The sequence below is a fragment of the Streptomyces sp. Ru72 genome (genome assembly GCF_002920635.1).
In the GTDB taxonomy this organism is placed as follows: domain Bacteria; phylum Actinomycetota; class Actinomycetes; order Streptomycetales; family Streptomycetaceae; genus Streptomyces.
Map to the genome: position 1 here is coordinate 1 of NZ_PQSR01000044.1, position 19,377 is coordinate 19,377.

General features: G+C 68.7%; 23 protein-coding genes and 4 pseudogenes. 18 read left to right on the plus strand and 9 right to left on the minus strand.

All coding sequences use genetic code 11. From position 1 onward, the window contains the following. Positions 1-277: 277 nt before the first annotated feature. The 7 genes and pseudogenes from C3488_RS20720 (at position 278) to C3488_RS20750 (ending at position 4,656) form a co-directional block, all read left to right on the plus strand. On the plus strand, positions 278-1,162 hold the full coding sequence (locus C3488_RS20720) for an MBL fold metallo-hydrolase (RefSeq protein ID WP_103841534.1): 885 nt from the start codon (positions 278-280) through the stop codon (positions 1,160-1,162). Between the two features lie 29 nt (positions 1,163-1,191). Then, the gene (locus tag C3488_RS20725) at positions 1,192-1,875 is read left to right on the plus strand and encodes an MBL fold metallo-hydrolase (protein WP_181139113.1); all 684 of its coding nucleotides are present in this window, start codon (positions 1,192-1,194) and stop codon (positions 1,873-1,875) included. Positions 1,876-2,343: 468 nt separating this feature from the next. Next, entirely contained in the window at positions 2,344-2,733 is a 390-nt protein-coding gene (locus tag C3488_RS20730) for a hypothetical protein (protein ID WP_258053544.1), read from the plus strand. A 6-nt stretch (positions 2,734-2,739) separates the two neighbouring features. Then, positions 2,740-2,880: pseudogene (locus C3488_RS20735) on the plus strand (IS5/IS1182 family transposase); the annotation flags it as partial. Positions 2,881-2,955: 75 nt separating this feature from the next. Beyond that, positions 2,956-3,276 carry a DUF6191 domain-containing protein gene (locus C3488_RS20740; protein ID WP_103841640.1) on the plus strand — a complete coding sequence of 107 codons (321 nt, stop codon included), beginning with the start codon at positions 2,956-2,958 and terminating at the stop codon, positions 3,274-3,276. 210 nt (positions 3,277-3,486) lie between these two features. Then, the gene (locus tag C3488_RS20745; RefSeq protein ID WP_258053545.1) at positions 3,487-3,759 is read left to right on the plus strand and encodes a hypothetical protein; all 273 of its coding nucleotides are present in this window, start codon (positions 3,487-3,489) and stop codon (positions 3,757-3,759) included. A gap of 57 nt (positions 3,760-3,816) precedes the next feature. Further along, entirely contained in the window at positions 3,817-4,656 is an 840-nt protein-coding gene (locus tag C3488_RS20750) for a transposase family protein (protein ID WP_103841540.1), read from the plus strand. Positions 4,657-4,696: 40 nt separating this feature from the next. Here the strand turns inward: C3488_RS20750 and C3488_RS20755 are convergent, their stop codons facing one another. The 3 genes from C3488_RS20755 to C3488_RS40640 all read right to left on the minus strand — a co-directional run bounded on the left by C3488_RS20755 (position 4,697) and on the right by C3488_RS40640 (position 6,289). Then, a complete protein-coding gene (locus C3488_RS20755) occupies positions 4,697-5,368 on the minus strand; it encodes an alpha/beta fold hydrolase (protein ID WP_103841542.1) in 672 nt (223 codons plus the stop codon). A gap of 107 nt (positions 5,369-5,475) precedes the next feature. Further along, entirely contained in the window at positions 5,476-5,910 is a 435-nt protein-coding gene (locus C3488_RS20760) for a transposase (protein WP_103841543.1), read from the minus strand. Between the two features lie 97 nt (positions 5,911-6,007). Beyond that, a complete protein-coding gene (locus C3488_RS40640; protein WP_181139115.1) occupies positions 6,008-6,289 on the minus strand; it encodes a hypothetical protein in 282 nt (93 codons plus the stop codon). Between the two features lie 365 nt (positions 6,290-6,654). Here C3488_RS40640 and C3488_RS20775 point away from each other — a divergent pair, with 365 nt between their 5' ends. From C3488_RS20775 to C3488_RS20790, 3 genes and pseudogenes are all read left to right on the plus strand, one after another. Next, entirely contained in the window at positions 6,655-7,197 is a 543-nt protein-coding gene (locus C3488_RS20775) for a nuclear transport factor 2 family protein (protein ID WP_258053546.1), read from the plus strand. Between the two features lie 372 nt (positions 7,198-7,569). Next, a pseudogene (locus C3488_RS20785) lies at positions 7,570-7,689 on the plus strand (PadR family transcriptional regulator); the annotation flags it as partial. Between the two features lie 216 nt (positions 7,690-7,905). Then, complete coding sequence (locus C3488_RS20790) at positions 7,906-8,331, plus strand: hypothetical protein (RefSeq protein WP_103841549.1); 426 nt, start codon at positions 7,906-7,908, stop codon at positions 8,329-8,331. 297 nt (positions 8,332-8,628) lie between these two features. Here C3488_RS20790 and C3488_RS20795 read toward each other — a convergent pair whose 3' ends face one another. Further along, on the minus strand, positions 8,629-9,903 hold the full coding sequence (locus C3488_RS20795) for an ArgE/DapE family deacylase (protein WP_103841550.1): 1,275 nt from the start codon (positions 9,901-9,903) through the stop codon (positions 8,629-8,631). A 177-nt stretch (positions 9,904-10,080) separates the two neighbouring features. Here C3488_RS20795 and C3488_RS20800 point away from each other — a divergent pair, with 177 nt between their 5' ends. The 3 genes and pseudogenes from C3488_RS20800 to C3488_RS20810 all read left to right on the plus strand — a co-directional run bounded on the left by C3488_RS20800 (position 10,081) and on the right by C3488_RS20810 (position 11,590). Next, positions 10,081-10,518, plus strand: coding sequence for an Lrp/AsnC family transcriptional regulator (locus C3488_RS20800; RefSeq protein ID WP_103841552.1), 438 nt, complete (start codon positions 10,081-10,083; stop codon positions 10,516-10,518). A 188-nt stretch (positions 10,519-10,706) separates the two neighbouring features. Continuing rightward, positions 10,707-10,976: pseudogene (locus tag C3488_RS20805) on the plus strand (substrate-binding domain-containing protein); the annotation flags it as partial. A gap of 230 nt (positions 10,977-11,206) precedes the next feature. Then, positions 11,207-11,590 (plus strand): VOC family protein, encoded by a 384-nt coding sequence (locus C3488_RS20810; protein ID WP_103841555.1) that lies wholly within the window; start codon positions 11,207-11,209, stop codon positions 11,588-11,590. Between the two features lie 587 nt (positions 11,591-12,177). Here C3488_RS20810 and C3488_RS20820 read toward each other — a convergent pair. Continuing rightward, positions 12,178-12,309 (minus strand): annotated as a pseudogene (locus C3488_RS20820) (ATP-binding protein); the annotation flags it as partial. A 401-nt stretch (positions 12,310-12,710) separates the two neighbouring features. Then, positions 12,711-13,238, minus strand: coding sequence for an HIT family protein (locus C3488_RS20830; RefSeq protein ID WP_103841559.1), 528 nt, complete (start codon positions 13,236-13,238; stop codon positions 12,711-12,713). 181 nt (positions 13,239-13,419) lie between these two features. Here C3488_RS20830 and C3488_RS20835 point away from each other — a divergent pair, with 181 nt between their 5' ends. The 3 genes from C3488_RS20835 (at position 13,420) to C3488_RS20840 (ending at position 15,054) form a co-directional block, all read left to right on the plus strand. Next, on the plus strand, positions 13,420-13,968 hold the full coding sequence (locus tag C3488_RS20835) for a GNAT family N-acetyltransferase (protein ID WP_103841561.1): 549 nt from the start codon (positions 13,420-13,422) through the stop codon (positions 13,966-13,968). Then, positions 13,965-14,102, plus strand: coding sequence for a hypothetical protein (locus tag C3488_RS40645; protein WP_181139116.1), 138 nt, complete (start codon positions 13,965-13,967; stop codon positions 14,100-14,102). The genes C3488_RS20835 and C3488_RS40645 overlap by 4 nt, the downstream gene beginning before the upstream one ends. Before the next feature lie 109 nt (positions 14,103-14,211). Continuing rightward, positions 14,212-15,054: a maleylpyruvate isomerase family mycothiol-dependent enzyme gene (locus C3488_RS20840; RefSeq protein WP_103841644.1), complete on the plus strand. Its 843-nt coding sequence runs from the start codon at positions 14,212-14,214 to the stop codon at positions 15,052-15,054. Between the two features lie 419 nt (positions 15,055-15,473). Here the strand turns inward: C3488_RS20840 and C3488_RS20845 are convergent, their stop codons facing one another. Beyond that, entirely contained in the window at positions 15,474-15,893 is a 420-nt protein-coding gene (locus C3488_RS20845; protein WP_103841563.1) for a DUF6223 family protein, read from the minus strand. A 219-nt stretch (positions 15,894-16,112) separates the two neighbouring features. Between C3488_RS20845 and C3488_RS20850 the strand changes: the two genes are divergently transcribed. Then, entirely contained in the window at positions 16,113-17,240 is a 1,128-nt protein-coding gene (locus C3488_RS20850) for a sensor histidine kinase (RefSeq protein WP_103841565.1), read from the plus strand. Continuing rightward, entirely contained in the window at positions 17,237-17,899 is a 663-nt protein-coding gene (locus C3488_RS20855; protein WP_103841567.1) for a response regulator transcription factor, read from the plus strand. The genes C3488_RS20850 and C3488_RS20855 overlap by 4 nt, the downstream gene beginning before the upstream one ends. A gap of 60 nt (positions 17,900-17,959) precedes the next feature. Here the strand turns inward: C3488_RS20855 and C3488_RS20860 are convergent, their stop codons facing one another. Together C3488_RS20860 and C3488_RS20865 are read right to left on the minus strand one after the other, a co-directional pair. Further along, complete coding sequence (locus tag C3488_RS20860) at positions 17,960-18,670, minus strand: hypothetical protein (RefSeq protein ID WP_146067900.1); 711 nt, start codon at positions 18,668-18,670, stop codon at positions 17,960-17,962. Between the two features lie 98 nt (positions 18,671-18,768). Next, the gene (locus C3488_RS20865) at positions 18,769-19,218 is read right to left on the minus strand and encodes a VOC family protein (protein ID WP_103841571.1); all 450 of its coding nucleotides are present in this window, start codon (positions 19,216-19,218) and stop codon (positions 18,769-18,771) included. Positions 19,219-19,377: the final 159 nt, after the last annotated feature.

A 19,377-nucleotide genomic window follows, 5' to 3' on the forward strand; every position in this document is an offset into this window, starting at 1 on the left:
ACACGGCAACCTGGGAGTTCTCGATGCGGCCGGCCGTGCCGGTGTATCGACGCTGCACGCCGACGCGCATCGAGACAATGGCCTTTACCTGCAGACAGCAGCCGAGTATGCCACCTGACAGAACACTATTTTCAAAATCTTTAACCGCGCATGAAGAGGCATACGAGAACAGCAATTTCCGGCAAAGTCAATAACATTGCGCGTTTGGTTATCTCGCCTGGCGCGTGATATTCAATTGGGCGCTAATCGTCACCAGCCTGCGCGGAGGCATCACGCCATGAACGAGCACTCGGCCGACGCCGCTTGGCGCGTCGATCGTCGCTGCACCAACTGCGACGTCGCCCGGCAACTCGCGCCGGGACTGGTTGCCGAGGTCGCCGGTCGCTCCTCGGTCGTCCGCCAGCCGCGTACCACCGCGGAAGAACAGGCGTTATACGCCGCGGCATTCGCGTGCCACACCCGATCGATCCGGCACGGCACGCGCAAACCGCATCCGGCACTCGACCCCTTCCCGCTACGCCTTGCGGAGGACGTGCATTTGTGTGGGCACAACTCGCCGCACACCGCCGGCGCGAACTCCTACCTGCTGCACCGGCCGACCGGAAACCTGATGATGATCGACACGCCGCGCTGGAGTTCCGCCCTGGCCACGAAATACGCCGCCCTCGGCCCGATCACCGACGTGCTGCTCACCCATCGCGACCACGCCGCGCACGGCCGCCAATACGCCGACCGGTTCGGCGCCCGCCTGTGGATCCATGAAGGAGACCTGGCCGCCGCGCCAGACGCCGACGGCATTCTCCCGGGCACCGAGCCGATCGAGATCGCCGACGGCGTGATCGCGCACCCGCTGCCCGGGCACACCGAGGGCAGCGTGCTGTATCTCGCCGACGACACCTACTGCTTCAGCGGTGACAGTTTCTACTGGTCCCGGGCTGACGGCGACCTCGCCGTCGCCGAGTCGGTCACCTGGTACTCCATCACCGAACTGGCCGCATCGCTGGCCCATACGGCACCGCGGGTGCGCTTCGAATGGCTGCTGCCCGGCCACGGCGACCGCAAGCAGCTACCTGCCGACGAGTTCGCCCGCCGAATGCACGACGCCACCCGCACCGGAGAACTCTCACCCCGACCCATCGACTTCACCGCACTGCGCTGGTAACTCACCCCACTCCGCACCGAGGAGAATCCGTGCCATTCCTTGCTCCCGGCGTCATCCACATCGCCACATCCAAGACCAACAACGCCTACCTGATCGACGGTGATGACGGCCTGACCCTCGTCGACGTCGGCAGCGGCAAAGCCGTCGATCTGCTGCTGCGCACGATCGCCGAGTGGGGCCGAGACCCTGCCGACCTGAACCGGATCGTGCTCACCCATGCGCACCCCGACCACGTGCAGGGCGCGCCCGCACTGCGCGAGCACACCGGCGCCCGCGTCCTGATCCATGCCGCCGACGCCGCTTGGCTGGCCGACGGACGGGTGCCGGCGGACGGTCGGTCCAGCCCGGCAGCCCGGCGGTTCGACCAGCTTCCGGCCGCGCATTGGGAGCCGTTCATACCCGATGCGACGGTCGAAGACGGCGAACTCATCGCTGGTTCCGGCGGGTTGCGCGTGATTCACACGCCGGGCCATTCCCCCGGCCACATTGCGCTGCTGCACGAACCCACCCGCACAGTGCTGGTCGGCGACGCAGTGTTCCACGCCCGTCGCCTTGGCTACGGGCCGGCCACCTTCGCCGCCGAGCCCGCCGCCCGCGCATCCGGCGCCGCCCGGATTCCCACCAACGTCACCGCAGTGGGCTTCGGCCACGGCGCACCGCTGACCGGACCGGGGGTGGATGCGTTCCAGGCATTCCTGGCCAAGCAGCGCTGACCGCGATCCCGCACAACTCGTGCTTGTGGGCCACTACACCAGGCTCAGCTCGGGTAGATCAAGGAACCAAGCGCGTCGTATCACGATCTACGGCTGGAGTACTAGAGGCTGTCCCGTATGCCCGACGCACGCGTCGCGAGCCCGATGAGGCACCGTCGGCGAGAAGTTGCCGGAAGGCGGCAGAGTTCAGCGGAGTTTTGCTGCCGGAAGTCGCCGCTCACGCCAGGACACCAGGTACATACGATCGTTCGAGCAGTCTTCGCCGAGTGCATTCGGGCCCGCAGATCGTGATGACGGTCCGAGACGGTTGTGGGGGATGATGGGTCACGAAGGAGCGGCTCGCCATACGCGCCGCCGAACTCACGCCCGTTACCGTTTCGCTGACGTCAACGACGCAAGCGCCCTGCAGGCCGCGGCTTTCGACCATAGGAAATCACGTCGTGTTTCGCCTCAGGAGGAGCCGCGATCATGTCCGACCACCTGACCACGGGCGACTGGTGGCTCATCGCGACCGGCGCCACCGTGGTCTACATGGTCACCATGTACTGGTGCATGCCGACGCCCAAGGCGAAGCGGCGCATGTTGATCGCCCCGCTGGTCGGCTGGATATTTCTGTTGCCCAACGCCGCGATAAAGGGCTATTCCGTCTCGCACACCCTGTATTTCTACAGTTGCGCGCTGGTGATGTTCGTCATCATGCTGGTGCCGGTCGCGAGAAAGGTCGCCGCCGACATTGCGGAACAGGAGGAGAAGCCTTGGGAAAAGGTGCCTCTCAACACTTTTTCCCTGTACTGGATGGCCGGGTCCGCAACGGCTTGCGCCGTGGGAATGGTCTACCTCTGGCCGTGGCTCGCCTAAAGGTTGTCCCGCCGCCGGGCGCGAGCGCGCGTGGAGCAGCACGCCCTGCCGCGGCTGCAGAACTGGAAGATCCTGCGCGACTGCCGGCTCAAGGGCAACGGGGCGCACCAGGCCATGCTTGGCATCGCTCGGCGGCACGGTCTGGCCTCCTGTGACCGGGAACCTTGTGCGTGTGTCATTGCAGGGGTGACTGTCCGCAGTCTCGGCCCGGATACTGGGGACATGCAATTCGTCTTCTTCATGACCCTGCCTGGGCTGGTCATCGTGCTGGTCCTGCTGGCCTTCGTTGATCAGCTGCTGTTGCGCGCGGGGCGGGCGGGAGTGCTGCCGTGGCGGAACAGCGCACGTCAGGGACAGATATCAGCGACCGGATTCGAACAATTGCATGCGAGCCTTTCCCCAGGCAAGCAGAACGAGCTCAAGGAGCGGCAGTCGTCACTGGTCATGCCGGACAACGAGGATGACGGGGCCCCGCCGAACAGGACGACGGTGGACCTGGCCGCAGGGACGGCGGTCGTACGGATGCCGCGCTCCGGACGGTAGGAGTACTGCCCGACCATCGATGGCACCCGTCCGGGTTCGTCGCCACAGGACATGTGGTAGGTCGTCGTGCATGTCGCGGGCACAACTGACCGATGAGGCGCGCAACCTGCCGGTCGGCAGAAGCGCTCTGTATCCCGAGCGGCTGCGGCAGCAGTTCCAGGGCGTGTGCCGAGTTCAGATCTTTAAACGGGCTGGAGGCTGCGGAGCCAGATGACGGCTCGGGTGGCGGGGCGGGCAGTGCGGCTGGTTCCGGACCGTGCGCCGGGGGTGGCCGAGTCCGCGCTGCCGACGGAGTACCAGCGCATCCTGGGCGCCGTGCGGCAATCCGCCGGCCCGGTCGCGACCCGGCAAATCGGCGAGGCGCTGGGCTTGGACACCGGAATGAGGGGCAAGCTGGAGCCGCTGCGCGGGAAGCTCACGAAGCTGGCCGACCGCGGCTGGCTGCACAAACGACCCGACGGGAAGTTCATCGTCCGCCCGTGACCGGCCCGCACGGCGGCGGAGCGTAACCGAGGTGCCCCGGGCGCCTGTTGGAATTGTGTGACGAAAACCAAAGAGCACGCCGGGGACACCGTGTCCCTGGTCTACCAGTGCCGCCTGCCACTGTCCACGCACACCGTGAACCACCTCGCCGACCTGCTGCGACGCCACCTGAAGGCGATACGCTCCCGCTGGAGGGCACTGCCTCCCGGCAGGATCGTGGTGATCGTCCTGGCCGTGCTGAGGCACGACCAGCGTCTGGCCGACATGGCTGGCGGCAACAACATCTCCGCCACCACCGTGCGACGTTGGTGGGACGAACTGATCACACTGCTCGCCAGACAAGCCCCGCGCCTGGACCGCGCCCTGAAAAGGATCGCCAGGCAGGGCGGTGAGGTCGTCCTGATCGACGGCACCCTCATCCCCACCCAGCGCCGCACCGGCCGAGCGAACCGCCCGAACTACTCCGGCAAACACCACGGCCACGGCCTGCACGTCCTCGCCCTGACCGATGAGCGGGGCCGAATGATCTGGCTCTCGGCCGCCCGACCCGGACGTACCCACGACATCACCGCCGCCCGCCGCGACCACATCCTGGCCCACCTGCGTGCCACCGGCCTCGGCGCCCTGGCCGACTCAGGCTTTATCGGCCTGGACGACAACGCGGATGCCCCCGTGGTCATCACCGGGTTCAAGTCCACCCGGGCCCGCAAGCTCACCCCCGCCGAGAAGGACGCCAACCGTGCCCTCGCCGCCGGACGCGCCTCGGTCGAGCACGGCTTCGCCCACCTGAAGAACTGGAGGATCCTCACCAAACTCCGCACCGACCCCGCCCAGGCCACCCACCTCCTGCGCGCCCTCCTCGTGTTGACGAACCTCGACGCCACCACTGCCAGATGAACTACACGGCAGATGAGGACGTCCCCGCACCGCGTCGTGGCTATTCGCCCAGCAGAAGGATCTCCATGAACTCCTGCGGGGCATCCCTCCAGACGTCGTGGCCGCTGTCCAGGGTGTGAACGCGCCAGGTTGGGTCGTTGGCCAGCCGATCGCGGACATCGGTGAAGGGAGTGCCGTCCCACCCGGAGAGATACACGTAGTCCCGGGTCTTGACGTCACGCAGGCCGGCCGCGTCCAGCCGGATCCGCTGGAGGAAAGAGGCCAGTGGATGTGCGGTCACGCGCGGGTCGCTGCCGGACGGCGGCTGGACCGCGTATCCGTCCGCCGCCGCGCCGTCCAGGAACAGGCTGCGGTAGGCATCGGTGGTCAGGTCCCAACAGGACTGGCCGTCCTCGGGTACGTAGGCGTCGGCGTAGACCAGGCGGCGCACCACGCCGGAAGGGGCGCGGTCGGCGGCACCGGTGATCACCATGCCGCCGTAGCTGTGCCCGACGAGAACGGCGTCGCTGACCTCCTCGGTAGCGAGTACGGCGAGCACGTCGTCGATGTGGGTGTCGAGATTGACGTTGGCAGAGTTCAGGTGGGTGCGGTCGCCGACACCGGTCGGGGTAATGGTCAGCGCCCGGTGTCCGGCGGTGCGCAGCTGGTCGGCCAGGTCGGAGAAATACCAGCCGCCGCGCCAGCCGCCGGGAACTAGAACGAAGGTCGTCATGCAGGCATGAACGATGCCCACATGACACTGATTCCTTCACGGGCATGGGCAGTTCGCGCGAGTCCTGCTCGTCCTGACGAACCTCGACGCCACCACTGCCAAGAGATCTACACATTGGACACCCGCCCCCGACCAGTCCGAGCGTCCTGAACCGACGCCACACCAGCTCCCTGACCAGCTACTTCGAGATGGCGCAACCTCTTTGTACAAGGCCGCATCGTGCTGACGGGGCATCCGCCACGTGAGCCACGCTTCTTGCGGTTGGCGGCCTGGTCGGTCTTCTCCGGGATCACTGTCCGGATCTTGCGTCGGCGCAGGTAGGCGCGGTTGGCGCGGGACGAGTACGCCTTGTCCGCGGCGACCGCGTCGGGGCGGGTGCGGGGGCGGCCCACCGGCCCGCGCACCTTGATGCGTTCCAGAACGGCGGTGAAACGGGGACTGTCGGCGGCCTGGCCGGACGTGAGGACGAAGGACAGCGGACGGCAGCGGCGGTCCGCCGACAGGTGCACCTTGCTGGTCAACCCGCCACGGGAACGGCCCAGTTTGGCAGCGCGGAGACGGGCTTGCGACGCCGACGCCGACGCCGACGCTCCTCACGGGCCTCGTCCGGCGCCTCGTCCGGCGCCTCGTCCCGGTCGACTATCGAGGCGTTTTGCCCCTCTGGAGAAGCCCCTTTTCCTCGGCGACGGCCCTCTCCAGCGTCTCCCGCAGTTCCGGGTCCCGCATCATCCCGGCGGCGTGGTGGTGGGCCCGGGCAGACGTGGAGTCCACGCTCACCAGCCCGAGCTCCGCCTGCCCCCGGGCGGCGGCCTCAGCGATCACCGCTTCCATCAGCGCCTGGAAGACCCCCGTACCGGCCCACAGGTGGAACCGCCCGTAGACGGTGGACCAGACCCGTATTGCTGGGGCATGTCCCGCCACGGACTGCCGTACGGAACCGCCACATCACGCCGTTCACCAGTCGCCGCAGGTCAGGATGCGGACCGCGCTCGCCCAGCGGCGGCAACGGCTCAATCACCGCCCACTCGTCGTCCGTGAAATCAGCCCGAGCCATCCCGCCTGTCTACCGCCCCGGATCCAGCCAGGGCAGCAGAACGTCCAGACTCGTGATCCGAACTCGGTAAACGCCAAAGAGTGCGCGCGGACCCACACCTGCCTATCCTGAATCTGCGGCGTCTTCCTCGCGTCCAGAAGAGGGGATGCGGCGCAATGGGCAACAGCGGCGTAGGGCTATCCCGAGACCCGAGACACCCGCACAGCCGAGACGCCTACTGCCAGGAGCGGGCATGGCTGATCGCGCAACGATGGAGCGTATCTGGGAAGCCCACACCGCCGGCGAGTTCGTGGCGCAGGACGTGGAGGCTACGATGGCCACGATGGACGACGACCCCATCGTCGTCCATGTGCCGACCGCCATGGGCGGTAGTGGGTACGACGGCGTCAAGGACTTCTACGCACGCTGGTTCATTGGACGGAACCCGGACGATTTCACTGTGCGTTCGATATCCCGCACGGTGGGAGACGACAGCCTCGTAGACGAAATGATCGTGTCGTTCACCCACGACATCGAGGTGCCCTGGATTCTGCCTGGATTGGCACCCACCGGGCAGCAGGTCCGTATACCCGTCATCGCCGTCGTGGACTTCCGAGGCCCGCGTGTGCGGAGCGAGCGCATCTACTGGGATCAAACGGCGGTGCTCGCGCAGACGCAGTTGCTGAACGACGACATCGTCCGGCGCCTGCCCGTGGTCACCACACCGTTGGACGTACTGGGCGGCAGGGTCCCCCTCAACCAGCTGACGTCACACCGCCTCGATGTGGAACCGTGAAGGTCAATCCCCAACCACCCGCCAGCCGCGTCCCCAACCTCACGGGACAGCACACCTAGGGCGTGATCTGGCGGTTTCCCACTGGCGGGAGTGGCGGGATGCCGATGTCTTCCAGGCCCTGCTGATGGATCTGACAACCGAAGCCGCGAGGCGGAGCACGGTGGACCGCGCCAATGAGACCCCGGTCTGCTCCTGGCGCCGGGCACGCCGCAGCAGCACCGCGACGGCCGCGCACTGCGCTGCCCCGACAAGCCCCAGCGCCAGGCACAGGCCGGGCAGGCCGAGGCCGGACAGGGCGTAGGCCAGCGGCAGTTGGACGGCGGTGCCGAGCAGGGTGACCCGGAGCAGTACGGGGGCTCCCCCGCTGCCGTCGCGGAAGAGGCCCGCTACCTGTTCCGGGAAGGCATGCTGCGGGTCGCCCGGGCCACCGGGACGGCAGAGCGGGAATGGCTGCGCGAGGCCATCGACGCGCTCAGCGACACTGTGCCTTGACGTGCTTCATGTGCAGCGGCACATCCAACATGTCCAAGATCAGCCCAACCGGAAGACCTGACGGGGTCCTGTTAGCTGGCCGAGAGGCTCTTGGCCAGACGTCGTCACCCAAGAGTTGACCAAATCGGGTCGGCAGGCCATGATCCTCGTCGACCAACTGACCGAATTATCTGCCTACTTGGGGGAAACTTGATGAGGAAACGGCTGAGAGACCGCGTGGCCACGCTCCTGGTGGCGAGTGCCGTCTTCGCCGGCAGTTCCGTCACTCTCGGGGCGAGCCACGCGGCGGCTGCGACTTGGACCTTCGAGAAGGGCGAGGTGTTCCCCGACGGGAGCTTCACCATCGCCGCCTACAACAGTGGCACCTACGCGGGCCTCATGGAGTGGAGGGGCGATCCCCTCAACGGGGACCCCGGCGACGCGTTCCGGGTACTGGACCGGCTGGCCGACGGCTGGGGCATGGAAGCCAGCATGATCAGCCCAGTGACAGGACGCGTTGCCACGACGCGCGGACACTCGGCCACCTACTACAGCCCGTGGAACACCGGCAATCTGGACGAGGGCACCAAGGTCTTTATCCAGCTCTGCGCGGTCAAGGGCGACTATGAGCACTGCAGTTTCGCCTACAGCGGTCACGCGTAACCACACGCCGACCGTCTGCCCTCGAGGCTCCACACCCCGCCCTCGGAAGCCGGGGCGCTGTTGACACATTCAGGGCCCGGCGTGACGTCGGCCTTCCCGACCTGCTTGGGGTCGTGACGGCCGACGTGCGTCGGGGGTGGGTGCCGTGTCGGTGGTGCTCGAGCACGGTGGGCGTGAGGCGACTTCCGACCAAGGCTGAGCCCGGGCGCGCAGCTTCGTGACTCGTCCCGTCAGCTGTCAGGACACCACCTGCAACGAGCGCCGGCAGCAGACGGTCCGGCTCCTGGCCCCAGCCGGCTACTTGGTGCCCACCGCGCGCAGCGCGGCGAGCACCAGCGTGCGCGTGGCGGTGATGACTTCGGCGAGGTGCACCTGCTCATGGGGGCCGTGTGCCCACCGCACTTCCCCGGGACCGTACTGGACCGTCGGGACGCCCGCAGCGCTGTAGAGCCGCAGGTCACTGCCGTAGGGCGCGCCCTGCTCGGGCGGGCGCGGCCCTCCGGTGACATCGGCGTGGGCATGGCCGACCAGCGCCGCCAGGGGGTGTCCGTCCGGCAGCTGTCCGCTGGCGAACTGGCCTCCGGGCCAGGTCACTTCGACCGGATGCGTGCGCAGCCACGGATCGCGGGCGCAGGCTTCCGCGACGCACGTCTCGAGTTCCATGCGGGCCTCGGCCGGGTCCTCCCCCAGACGGACTCCCAGTCGGCCTTCGGCCACCAGGAGGTCCGGGACACTGCTGGCCCAGTCGCCCGCGCGGACCGTACCGACGGACAGCGGATAGGGGACGGGATAACCGGCCATCAACGGGTGCGGGCCGATGTTGCGGGCGGCCTCCAGGCGGCCCAGTGCGCGGTGGATGGGCAGATAGGCGTCCAGGGCGCTGACGCCCTCGTACCGGGTGCTTCCGTGAGTTGCCTTGCCGTGCACCGCGATGCGGAAGGTCAGTGCTCCGGCGTTCGCCGTCATCAACGTGCCGCTGGTCGGCTCCGCGATGATGCAGGCGTCCCCGGAGTGGCCGCGCTGCAGGGTACCGAAGGCGCCGAGTCCGCCGTCCTCCTCGCTGACGACGAAGTGGGCCGCCAGCCGTCCGCGCAGCTTCACCCCCGAGGCGCGGACGGCAGCCAGGACGGCTAGCACGGCGGCTATGCCGGCTTTCATGTCGCAGGCGCCGCGGGCGTGGACGACGTCCCCGACGATCCGGGGGACGAAGGGATCCCCGGCCCACTTCGCGCGGTCGCCCGGTGGCACGACATCGACATGCCCCTGGAGGACGAGGGTCGGCCCGTCACCGCCGTCGCCGGTGGTGCCCACCAGGCCCCACGCCTCCTCGCGGGGAGCCTCGGTGCCGGGGAAGTCGGGGTGCGCGCGCAGTCGCGGCAGGTCCATGGACCACAGGTCGACGTCGAGGTCCAGCCGGTCCAGGTGACGGGCCAGCAGGTGCTGCACCTCGGACTCCGCCGCGCTGCCCGTCACGCTCGGCACGGCCAGCAGTTCCAGCAGCATCTCGGCGACGGCCGCCTCGTCCACCGCGGCCAGCGCGGCCGCCTCCACATCGCTCAAGGACGCTGTCATGGCAGGGCCGCTCCCGGCAGTCGGATGGTCAGGTGGAACCGGAGACTATGGCCGCTGCGGCAGCGCAATCAATCGTCATCTGCTGCTGACGACAGGCGATTTCTTGCAATGATCGAGGCCCTGTGGTCAATTGTTGCGCACTGGCTCGCAGGTTCCCCTCGATCACCGGAGGCGTCCGTGGACTCCATCGACGAAGCGATCATCCGCTGTGTCCTGGCCGATGGCCGATCCACCTACGCCGAGATCGGCAAGGCCGCCGGGCTGTCCGCGCCGGCGGCGAAGCGCCGTCTGGACCGGCTCGTCGCCACGGGGGCGATCCGGGGTTTCACCGCCATCATCGACCCCCAGGCACTCGCCTGGCAGACCGAGGCGTTCGTCGAGGTCTTCTGCCGGGGCAACCCGACGCCCGCGGAGCTGCGCCAGGCCCTGGAGGGCGTCCCGGAGGTCATAGAGGCCTGCACCGTCTCCGGTGCTGCGGACGCGGTGGTCCACATGCTCGCCCGCAGCATCAGCCACCTCGAACAGGCCATCCAACGCGTGCGCGCCACCGCCCCCATCGAGCGCACGGAGAGCGTCATCGTGCTCTCGCGACTGATCGACCGGCCGCGCCTGTGATCCTGGGGGTGCAGCGGCCGTGGGTCCGCATCCTGGTGCTCGGGACGGTCGTCCGGACGCGCAGGCGAACCGCGGCCGACCCGGGCACGGCACACGAATATGTGGTCGGTGGGGCGCCCATGCACTGCCCCACCGACCCACGAGTCCCAGGGGACTCCGGACGGTCCCGGCTGATCAGTCCCTCGCACAACGACATCATGGCCGTCGCGGGCGCGGCGGTCGCCGCCGAGATGGGGCTGTCGGTGCCGCAGGACCTGTCGCTGTTGGCGCGGGACGATTCGCAGCTGTGCCGGCTCACGCATCCGACGCTGTCGGCCATGAGCCATGACGTCCACGGTTTCGGTGCCGAGGTGGCGCGGACCCTCTTCGCCGTGATCGCCGGGGAGGACCCCGTCTCCCATCCGGTGCCGACCCCGGCCCTCACCCCGCGCGGGTTGACGGCTCCGCCTCCCGAGTGACCGGGGTATGCCGAGGGCCGGGGGCCGTCCGTGCCGCGCGCAGCAGGTCGCACGGATCGACAGGGCCGCAATCCGGTCAGCCGGAAGCGAGGCGGTTCTTGAGCCCCTGCCCGTAGGGGGCGGGTTCTACGGCGTGTGTCGAAAGTGCTGCCAGGTGCCCGAGCTGTATTGCGCGATGAACGAGCGCAACTCGATGGCGTCTGGGGTGGAAATCAGGAAGGCTCGCGTGCATGGTCTCGGTATTGCAGAACGTGGCGATTGACTGCACGGATGCCTACGAGCTGGCCCGGTTCTGGAGCAGGGTGACCGGCCGTCCGCTGCATCCGGAGGACAAACCGGGTGATCCGGAGGTTCAGGTGCTGCTGGCGGAGGGCCCAGTGCTGTACTTCAACCAGGTGCCCGAACCCAAGACGATCAAGAACCGGATCCATCTGTGTTTGCGCCCGGAGACCTCGCGCGAGCAGGAGGTGGAACGACTGCTGGGCCTGGGCGCCACCCTTGTCACCGATCATCGGCATCCGGATGGCTCTGGCTGGGCGGTACTTGCTGATCCCGAAGGCAACGAGTTCTGCGTTCTGCGCAGCGAGTCCGACCGAGCCTCCACTACTTCCTGACCGTTCTGCGACCATCCTGGCCGATTTCGGATGAGTGCTGGTCACAGCCGCTCGTTGATGGCCGCGACGAGGACGGTTGCCTCATAACAGACGGCACGTTTGTCGTACCTCGTGGCCGCGACGCGGTTCCTCTTGAGGCGGTCGATGCCGCACTCGACCGCGTACGGGCCTTGTAGTCCTGCGGGTCGAACCTCGGTGGCCGGCCGCCGCGCGGGCCGCGCTGCTTGCGGTGGCGGGCCTGGTCGACCTTGTGCGGGGTGGTGCAGCGTATCCCGCGCCGCCGCAGGTAGGCGCGGTTCTTCCGGGGGGCCTACGCCTTATCGGCACGCAGGCGATCGGGCCGGGTGTGCGGCCTACCCGGCCCGAGACGCGGGACGCGAGCCTTGTCCAGGACGGCTCGAACTGCGGAGAATCGCCCCGCTGCCCGGCCATGATCACGCTGGACATGGGTTTCTGGCCCCGTACAACCGCTATGCAGCTTGGTGGTCAGGCCGCCCACGAGCGCCCCAGCCCGTGGTCGCCCGGCTCGACGGCGACGCCACGGGGCGGCTACGCCGGTGGCAGCGCAGCGGCATCCGGCGGTCGTTCTACCACCTCTTGACGGCCTCTGCGATCTGGTGGGCAGCCTGGGCGGGTGTGAGGTGCGTGGTGTCGATGACCTCGGCTTCGGCGTGCAGCCATGTGCGGGCCGCCTCAGCGTAGGGCTCGAGGGGTGACAACGACGCTGCCTCAAGCCGTCTTGTTCGCCTCAGCTGGCTCGGCTTCGCCAGGGCCTCCCCCGGATCCTGCGTCGGAGGCGGAGCCGTCTTGCCGGTCAGGTCCGGCGGCCAGCACGCTGCGGAGCTTGTCCGTCACAACCCGCTGCCCCGTGGCCGATGGATCGCGTCGGCACGCTGAACTCGGCAGAGAATCCGCCGGATGGGGGGCGAAGAGACTTGAACGTCACCCTGGTCCAGCCCGGCCTGGTCGAAGAAGTCGACGTCGACGTCGCCCGGAACCCTTGAGTGTATTCACCCGGTTCACATGACCTTCGACCCCGGAACTCCGCGGCAGGGTGGAGCCGGCGGTGACGGCGTCGAGGTCTTGGCGGAGGAAGCCGACGAAGCGGGTCCACTGACCGTCACTGATCACCGGGCCCGCCGACGCCACGGTCGGCGGGCCCCCGCCGTCGGGCCATCGAACGCAGCCGGTCCAGTTCGCTGCCGATTGCCGCCCGCAGCCCATCGTGCTGCGGGCCGAGCTGGAACCGCTCGTCACTCCATCGGTCACGCGGATACAGCCACACCGGCTTGCCCACCAGCTCGGCCGGCTCCCACTCGAACCGCGGCCAGACATGGGCATGCAAGAACGGGTCCGTGTTGCCGAGGATTTCCAAGTTGACGCGGCGGAAATCGGGGTCCAGGCGCCGGCAGGCCCGCTCAACCGCTTCTCCGAGCTGGTCCATGTCGGACAGAAACAACAGTCGCTTGGCCCTCGGCAGGTCAGACAGCCGTTGAACACCCGGATCGTCCGCGAGGAGAACGGAGTATCCGGGCAGGAACTGAACGTCGCCGATCACCGCGAAGCCAGACTCAAGCCGCCGCAGCACCGCCGGATTCTCGCCCCGCAGAGCGGCCCCGATCCGGTCCGTTCGCCAGTCACCGGTCATGACCCCGAGCCTATCCGCGGGTGCTTGGAGGTGGAGGCGGTCTCCACCGCTCGTCCGGGCCGGTTCCCGGACTGCCGCAGGGCGAGACACGTACAGAGCACGTACCAACCCATCGCATACGAACGGCGATTGGGCCTTCTCTTTCGGGTCACTCTCACGGACGTGCGATAGGTTGCCCGTCATGACCGAGCTCGGACCCGTCGCCTGGCCACCTGCTCCGATCAGGACCGAACGCCTCGTACTCCGAGAGTCCGAGGCCCGGGACCGTCCCGCGTTCATCGAGCTGTTCGCTTCACCCGAGGTGGGCACCTACCTCGGTGGCCCTCGACCGCGTGATGAACTCGAGCGCACGGCGCCCGAGGTGCCCGGGCGACGCCCCGGCCTTTTCGTGATCGATCTCGACGGAGCGATGATCGGAATGATCACGCTCGATCGGCGCGACGCTGACCGTCCGGGTCACGTCCGTCCGGATGCCGAGGAGCCCGAGCTCGGCTACATGTTCCTGCCGGAGGCGTGGGGACGCGGATACGCCGCCGAGGCGTGCGCAGCGGCCCTCGCCTGGTTCGCCGACGCGCTTCCCGGCGAGCCGGTGGTGCTCTGCACCCAGATCGCCAACGACCGCTCGATGCGCCTCGCAGCGAAGCTGGGGTTCACGGAGGTCGAGCGCTTCGAGGAGTACGGCGCCGAGCAGTGGTTCGGCGTGTGGTCCTCCGTCACGCCGCCCGGTTGAGCCAGGTCATTTCCCGACTCGACGAGCTACTGGCCCATGTTCGCGACCGCCGCCCCGACTTCGCCCAGATCACCATGGCCGTGAGGCGCCGGCTCAAGCAGATCCGGTACCGCCCCGATCTGAAAGGCGCCTGACTCGCCGTCACTGGCATGATCGCGGACGGTTGGTGCGGTGGGTCACCCGGCCGCTCGCGGAGGGAGTATTCGATGGCAGGACACGGCCCCCGACTGGCAGGCTGTGGCCATGAGTCCCGAGTCCAACGGCGTGTCGGGCATTTCTTGGCTGGGCAACCCGATCGACGCGCGTGCGCTGTTCGGTCAGGAGCTCAGGTCGCTGCTCGATACCCTGCGTGGTCTGACACCCTCCGACTGGAGCAGGACGGCAGCCGGTCGCTGGACGGTGCACGACGTTGCCGCCCATCTCCTCGGTGACTACTACGGCCGCCTCGGCCACGGCTACCGGAACCGCTTCGCCGATGGGGAGACGCTCGAGGCGTTCATCCACCGCACGAATCAGGAATGGGTCGAGCTGCACGCCGATGACAGCCCTGCTTCGCTCATCGACGCCCTGGCAGCGGCAGGCACGCAGCTGGCCCAGCGATTCGCCACAGCCAGCCTTGACGCGGCCGCCCTGGGCGTGTCGTGGGCAGGTGTCGACCCGGCACCGGCATGGCTGGACATTGCCCGGGAGTTCACCGAGCACTGGACTCACCGGCAGCAGATCCGCCACGCCATCGGTCATGACACCGACCCGGAGCCGCGGGCCCTGGCCATGGTCCTCGATACCTTCATGCGGGCCCTGCCCCACACGCTCCGAGCCACGTCGGCACCAGTCGGGACGCAGGTTCAGGTGATCGCCGAGGGCCCCGCCGGCGGCAGCTGGACGGCGACCGTCACCGCGGACCGATGGTCATTGGCCGAAGGGCCGAGCGGCCGACCAACCGCAGCCATACTGCTGGATCCAGACACCCTCTGGCGATTGGCTACGCGGAACATCGATCCTGCGGATGCCCTGTCCCGCGCCCATGTGCAAGGAGATCGCCGGCTCGCCGAAGCCGCGTGCCAGATCGTGTCCATCATCTACTGACCCGACGCCGGCTTCACCGGCTTCCACCGTGCCTGATACCAACAGCGCGGGTGAGGGGCACCGACATCACGCATTCAACTTCAGTAGCCGCAGCTTTCCCGTACACCCCGCGCCTTGGTCCGGTGCCGGCCCCGCAGCCGCAACTTAGCGCCCCGAACAAAAGCGGCGCCCGGCTCGCGACGCCTGGCACGCACTCCCCCAAGCTCTTCGAGCAGGGGGTACCCCCACGCCGCGTTGCCGAACCGCCCACGTGGCTCCTCCCCCGAGCTCTCGGCTTCGCTCGAGCAGGGCCCCCATCGAGGACGCTCCGGCGCCTTGCGATCGCACGCACCGGACGCCGCGAGCTGATCGGACTCCCCTTTTGTTCGGGGCTCTTGCTGCGGCTCGCTCCAAGGCAGGGCGGCTGCGAGTGGCTGCGGTCAGCCGGTGCGGCGGGAGCGGCCCAGAGCCAGCCACCCGAGGACCGCGGCGATCAGCCCCAAGAGCAGAGCCGCAGCGCCGCCGACCACTCCGTTCCCCGTGCCGGGACCACCATCGGCGACGGCCAGATTCAGCACGCCGCCGACCACTGCGATCAGCCCCGCCGTCAGAGCCACGATCGCCCCCTTCGTCCCTCCGTTGCCGATACGGCGGACTGCGCGGGCCAGAGCCAGTCGGCCGATGACCACACCGGCCAGCGCCAGCAGTGCGGCCGCGGTTGCCCAGAATCGCGCGGCGGTCAGGGTGTACGCGCCGACCTCGGCCGACTGGGCCGAGACGTGCGCGGCCGCCGGTGCGGCAAGACCGATGCCTCCGAGCAGGGCGGCTGCGACTGCGGCAAGCAGGCGACGAACAGACATCGAGGTGCTCCTTCTCTTCCTGCGACTGGATGTCGCCTGAGCATGTCTGCGGGGCCCACCTCCAGTCGTCCGGCGGACGGAGGCACTTCGCGCTGCCGCCGATGCCGCGTCCGGCTACCACGGATGCCGCAGGCGCCGCGGTGGTACTGCGGGTGCGGTAGTCAGCCGCTCGTCCACGAGGGGGACTCGCCCGCTGCGGCAGCCGGTTAGGGTGCGCGCATGAGTGCGGGTGAGGCCGGTGTCCGCGGCCGTGTCGGAGATTGGGTCATCGCCGTCGGCGTGGCGACGGCGCTGTTGGTCACCGGGCTGTCCGAGCAGCACTCCGCCACGAGCCTCGACCTGCTCGGCTACGCGCTGCTGACGGCCGGCGGCCTGGTACTGGCCGCGCGCCGCCGGGCTCCGGTCGCCGTACTGGCCGTTGCCGGGCTGTGTGCGGTGGGTTACCAGGCGGTCGGTTTCGATGTGCCTGTTGTCGCCTACCTGTTCGCGGTGTACGCAGCCGTACGGGCGGGACACCGCACCGTCACGGTGGCGGCGAGCGTGACCATGCTGGCCGCTCTCCCCCTCGCAGCCCTGGCCTCGGGCCTGCATGACGCGGGCGCGGCGTTCGCGCGAGCCCGAGGCGCCCTCGAGATCGCCTGGCTGATCGCGGCCGGCGCCGCGGGGGAAGCGCTGCGGCAGGCAGAGCGGCGGGCGGACGAGGCGGAGCGCACCAGGGAGGAGACCGCGAGGCGCCGCGCCGACGAGGAGCGGCTGCGCATCGCGCGGGAGCTTCACGATTCCCTCACCCACCAGATCTCGGTCATCAAGGTGCAGTCCGAAGTCGCCGTCCACGTGGCCCGCAAGCGTGGCGAACACGTGCCGGAGGCCCTGCTGGCGATCCAGGAGGCGGGACGTGAGGCGACCCGGGAACTGCGCGCGACCCTTCAGGCGCTGCGCGACGACGACACGACCCCGCCGCGCGGGCTCGACCACGTCCCGGAGCTGGTGGAACGAGCAAGGAGGAGCGGCCTGGAGGCGACGCTGACGATCGAGGGACAGCGACACGACGTACCGACCGCGGTGGGACGGACGGTCTACCGGATCGTTCAGGAGTCGCTGACCAACATCGCCCGTCATGCGGACGCCGGTACGGCGTCGGTCCGGATCGACTGCCGTCCGGACCTTCTCGCGCTACGCATCGATGACGACGGCAAGGCGACGCCGGACACTGCGCCACAGCCCGGCGTCGGGCTGCTGGGCATGCGTGAACGCGTCACCGCCCTCGGCGGCCGACTGCGGGCGGAACCGCGCCGCGAGGGCGGCTTCACCATCCAGGCCGAACTCCCCCTGGAGCGAACGTCATGATCCGTGTCCTGCTGGTCGACGACCAGCCACTCATTCGCAGTGGATTCCGCGCGCTCCTCGATCTCGAAGACGACATCGAGGTGGTGGCCGAGGCCGCCGACGGCGGCGAGGGCCTGGAGCTCGCCGAAGAGCACCTGCCCGACGTCGCGCTCATCGACATCCAGATGCCGGTCGTCGACGGCATCGAGGCGACCCGGCGCATCGCCGCGGACCCGGCCCTGGCCGCGGTACACGTCGTCATCCTGACCAACTACGGCTTGGACGAATACGTCTTCGACGCGCTGCGCGCCGGCGCCGCCGGATTCCTGGTGAAGGACGTCGTGCCTGAGGACTTTCTGCACGCCGTACGCGTCGCCGCGCGCGGCGACGCCCTTCTCGCGCCGTCGATCACCCGCAAGCTGATCAACCAGTACGTCGCTCAGCCGCTCCCCAACGGCACAGGCACGGGGCTGGAAGAGCTGACCCGCCGCGAACGCGAGGCCGTCGTGCTGGTCGCGCAAGGCCTGTCCAACGACGAGATCGCGGATCGTCTGGTGATCAGCCCGCTGACCGCGAAGACCCACATCAACCGGGCCATGGCCAAGCTTCATGCCCGTGACCGTGCCCAACTGGTGGTCCTCGCCTACGAGTCCGGCCTGGTAGCGCCACGCAAGGCTTGACATCGGCGGTCCAGTGCATGCCTCACCCCACTCCGCTCATCGGGGTGGCCACATGACGGCTCAGGCATCCGGTTCCGCGCCGGCGAGAGAGGCCTCCAGCTCCGCCCGCTGCTGCCGGGGCAGGTGATCACCGAGCGGAACCGTTCTGGGGCTGTGCTCACCGTCGCAGAGCCAGCTCCGCTCCTCCCTGTCGAACGACCACGGCTGGGCGCCCCACATCGGGTGGCCTCCGAGCAGGCGTTGAGCCAGTGGTGCGCACCCTTCGGGGGCGCCTTGGGCGATCAGAGCCCCTGCGACGACGTTCACGGCCTCCGCAGGGGTCCCGGTGTCGCCCAGCACGGGCAGGAGGAGCAACAGACGGGCGTAGGAGTCGGTGACACCGGCCGCTCCGTCGGGGGCGTGGAGGATGGCGGCGAGCTCCGGCCAGCACAGGCCCGGGCCGATGCGGTCCTGGTCCGTGCTGGCCAGGACAGCGTCGCTGCTTCCCGGGCGGACCAGGAAGCAGTCCGTGCTGGTGTACTCCTCACCGCTGTTGTAGTGCAGAACGATCGAGAACCCGCCCTCCAGCGGGACCTCGAACACCGGCCAGGCCGACTTGTCGTGCAGGCGTTCCAGCATGGCGCCGGCATCGGCAGCGTCCACACCGAAGGCCTCCGGCGACACGCCCTCACACGGATCGACCAGATGCGCGGCCCAGAATCCGGGCTCGCCGAGCAACGGAAGACCATCCACAACGGGAGCTGAGGAGTACCAGTGCCGCGCCATCACCATGCCGCAATTGTGGCCCACGAAGATCCGCTCTGTTCGACCGCCGCAGGAGCTACCGGGAGATCAACTTGACGGCTCGGGGACGTGAGATGTCCATGCGCTCAACGGCACTGGGTGCCTTGGCCTGGCTCCGTCTGCCCCAGGCGGTCTGCGACATACGCAGCGAGCGTCTCTCGGGACGGCTGTCCCCAGCCGATGCAGAACGGGTGCCCGGCCGGGTCCGCATACACCTGGTGTCCCTCGGCGGCATCGAGATCAGGAGCTGGTCGAAGAAGGCGAGCGCCCAGGGCGATGGCCTCCTCGTGCGCAGCTCGCGGGTCGTTGACATGCAGGTCGAGATGCACTTGCTGGAGGGTCGTTCCGTGCGGCCAGTCGGGCGGGACATGGTTCGGCGCCAGTTGCACGCCGATCCGCCACTCTCCGGCAGCGTCGATGACGCTGTGCCAATCGTCGTCCTCGAAGACGTGCCCGCCGAGCATGCCGGCCCAGAACGCGCTCTCCGCATGGAGGTCGGCGGCATCGAACACGATCACCTGACGGACCATCTGCATAACGCGCACACTACGGGAGCGAGTACTTTCCGGACAGATCGTCCCTGCCGGACCTGCCCGGGTGTGGCCCGCTCCCTTGCCACGCACACCGCCGGCGTGTCACCAGACCCGGCGAGCGTTCATGGTCACCGCACTGGTGAAGCTGTCCTTCGCGTGGTC

Excerpts from the sequence above, each read along its gene's own strand:
- C3488_RS20720 (WP_103841534.1), top strand. The coding sequence starts at position 278 with ATGAACGAGCACTCGGCCGACGCCGCTTGGCGCGTCGATCGTCGCTGC.
- C3488_RS20730 (WP_258053544.1), top strand. The coding sequence starts at position 2,344 with ATGTCCGACCACCTGACCACGGGCGACTGGTGGCTCATCGCGACCGGC.
- C3488_RS20740 (WP_103841640.1), top strand. The coding sequence starts at position 2,956 with ATGCAATTCGTCTTCTTCATGACCCTGCCTGGGCTGGTCATCGTGCTG.
- C3488_RS20745 (WP_258053545.1), top strand. The coding sequence starts at position 3,487 with ATGACGGCTCGGGTGGCGGGGCGGGCAGTGCGGCTGGTTCCGGACCGT.
- C3488_RS20755 (WP_103841542.1), bottom strand. The coding sequence starts at position 5,368 with ATGACGACCTTCGTTCTAGTTCCCGGCGGCTGGCGCGGCGGCTGGTAT.
- C3488_RS20775 (WP_258053546.1), top strand. The coding sequence starts at position 6,655 with ATGGCTGATCGCGCAACGATGGAGCGTATCTGGGAAGCCCACACCGCC.
- C3488_RS20795 (WP_103841550.1), bottom strand. The coding sequence starts at position 9,903 with ATGACAGCGTCCTTGAGCGATGTGGAGGCGGCCGCGCTGGCCGCGGTG.
- C3488_RS20810 (WP_103841555.1), top strand. The coding sequence starts at position 11,207 with ATGGTCTCGGTATTGCAGAACGTGGCGATTGACTGCACGGATGCCTAC.
- C3488_RS20830 (WP_103841559.1), bottom strand. The coding sequence starts at position 13,238 with ATGACCGGTGACTGGCGAACGGACCGGATCGGGGCCGCTCTGCGGGGC.
- C3488_RS20835 (WP_103841561.1), top strand. The coding sequence starts at position 13,420 with ATGACCGAGCTCGGACCCGTCGCCTGGCCACCTGCTCCGATCAGGACC.
- C3488_RS20840 (WP_103841644.1), top strand. The coding sequence starts at position 14,212 with ATGAGTCCCGAGTCCAACGGCGTGTCGGGCATTTCTTGGCTGGGCAAC.
- C3488_RS20845 (WP_103841563.1), bottom strand. The coding sequence starts at position 15,893 with ATGTCTGTTCGTCGCCTGCTTGCCGCAGTCGCAGCCGCCCTGCTCGGA.
- C3488_RS20850 (WP_103841565.1), top strand. The coding sequence starts at position 16,113 with ATGAGTGCGGGTGAGGCCGGTGTCCGCGGCCGTGTCGGAGATTGGGTC.
- C3488_RS20855 (WP_103841567.1), top strand. The coding sequence starts at position 17,237 with ATGATCCGTGTCCTGCTGGTCGACGACCAGCCACTCATTCGCAGTGGA.
- C3488_RS20860 (WP_146067900.1), bottom strand. The coding sequence starts at position 18,670 with ATGGTGATGGCGCGGCACTGGTACTCCTCAGCTCCCGTTGTGGATGGT.
- C3488_RS20865 (WP_103841571.1), bottom strand. The coding sequence starts at position 19,218 with ATGCAGATGGTCCGTCAGGTGATCGTGTTCGATGCCGCCGACCTCCAT.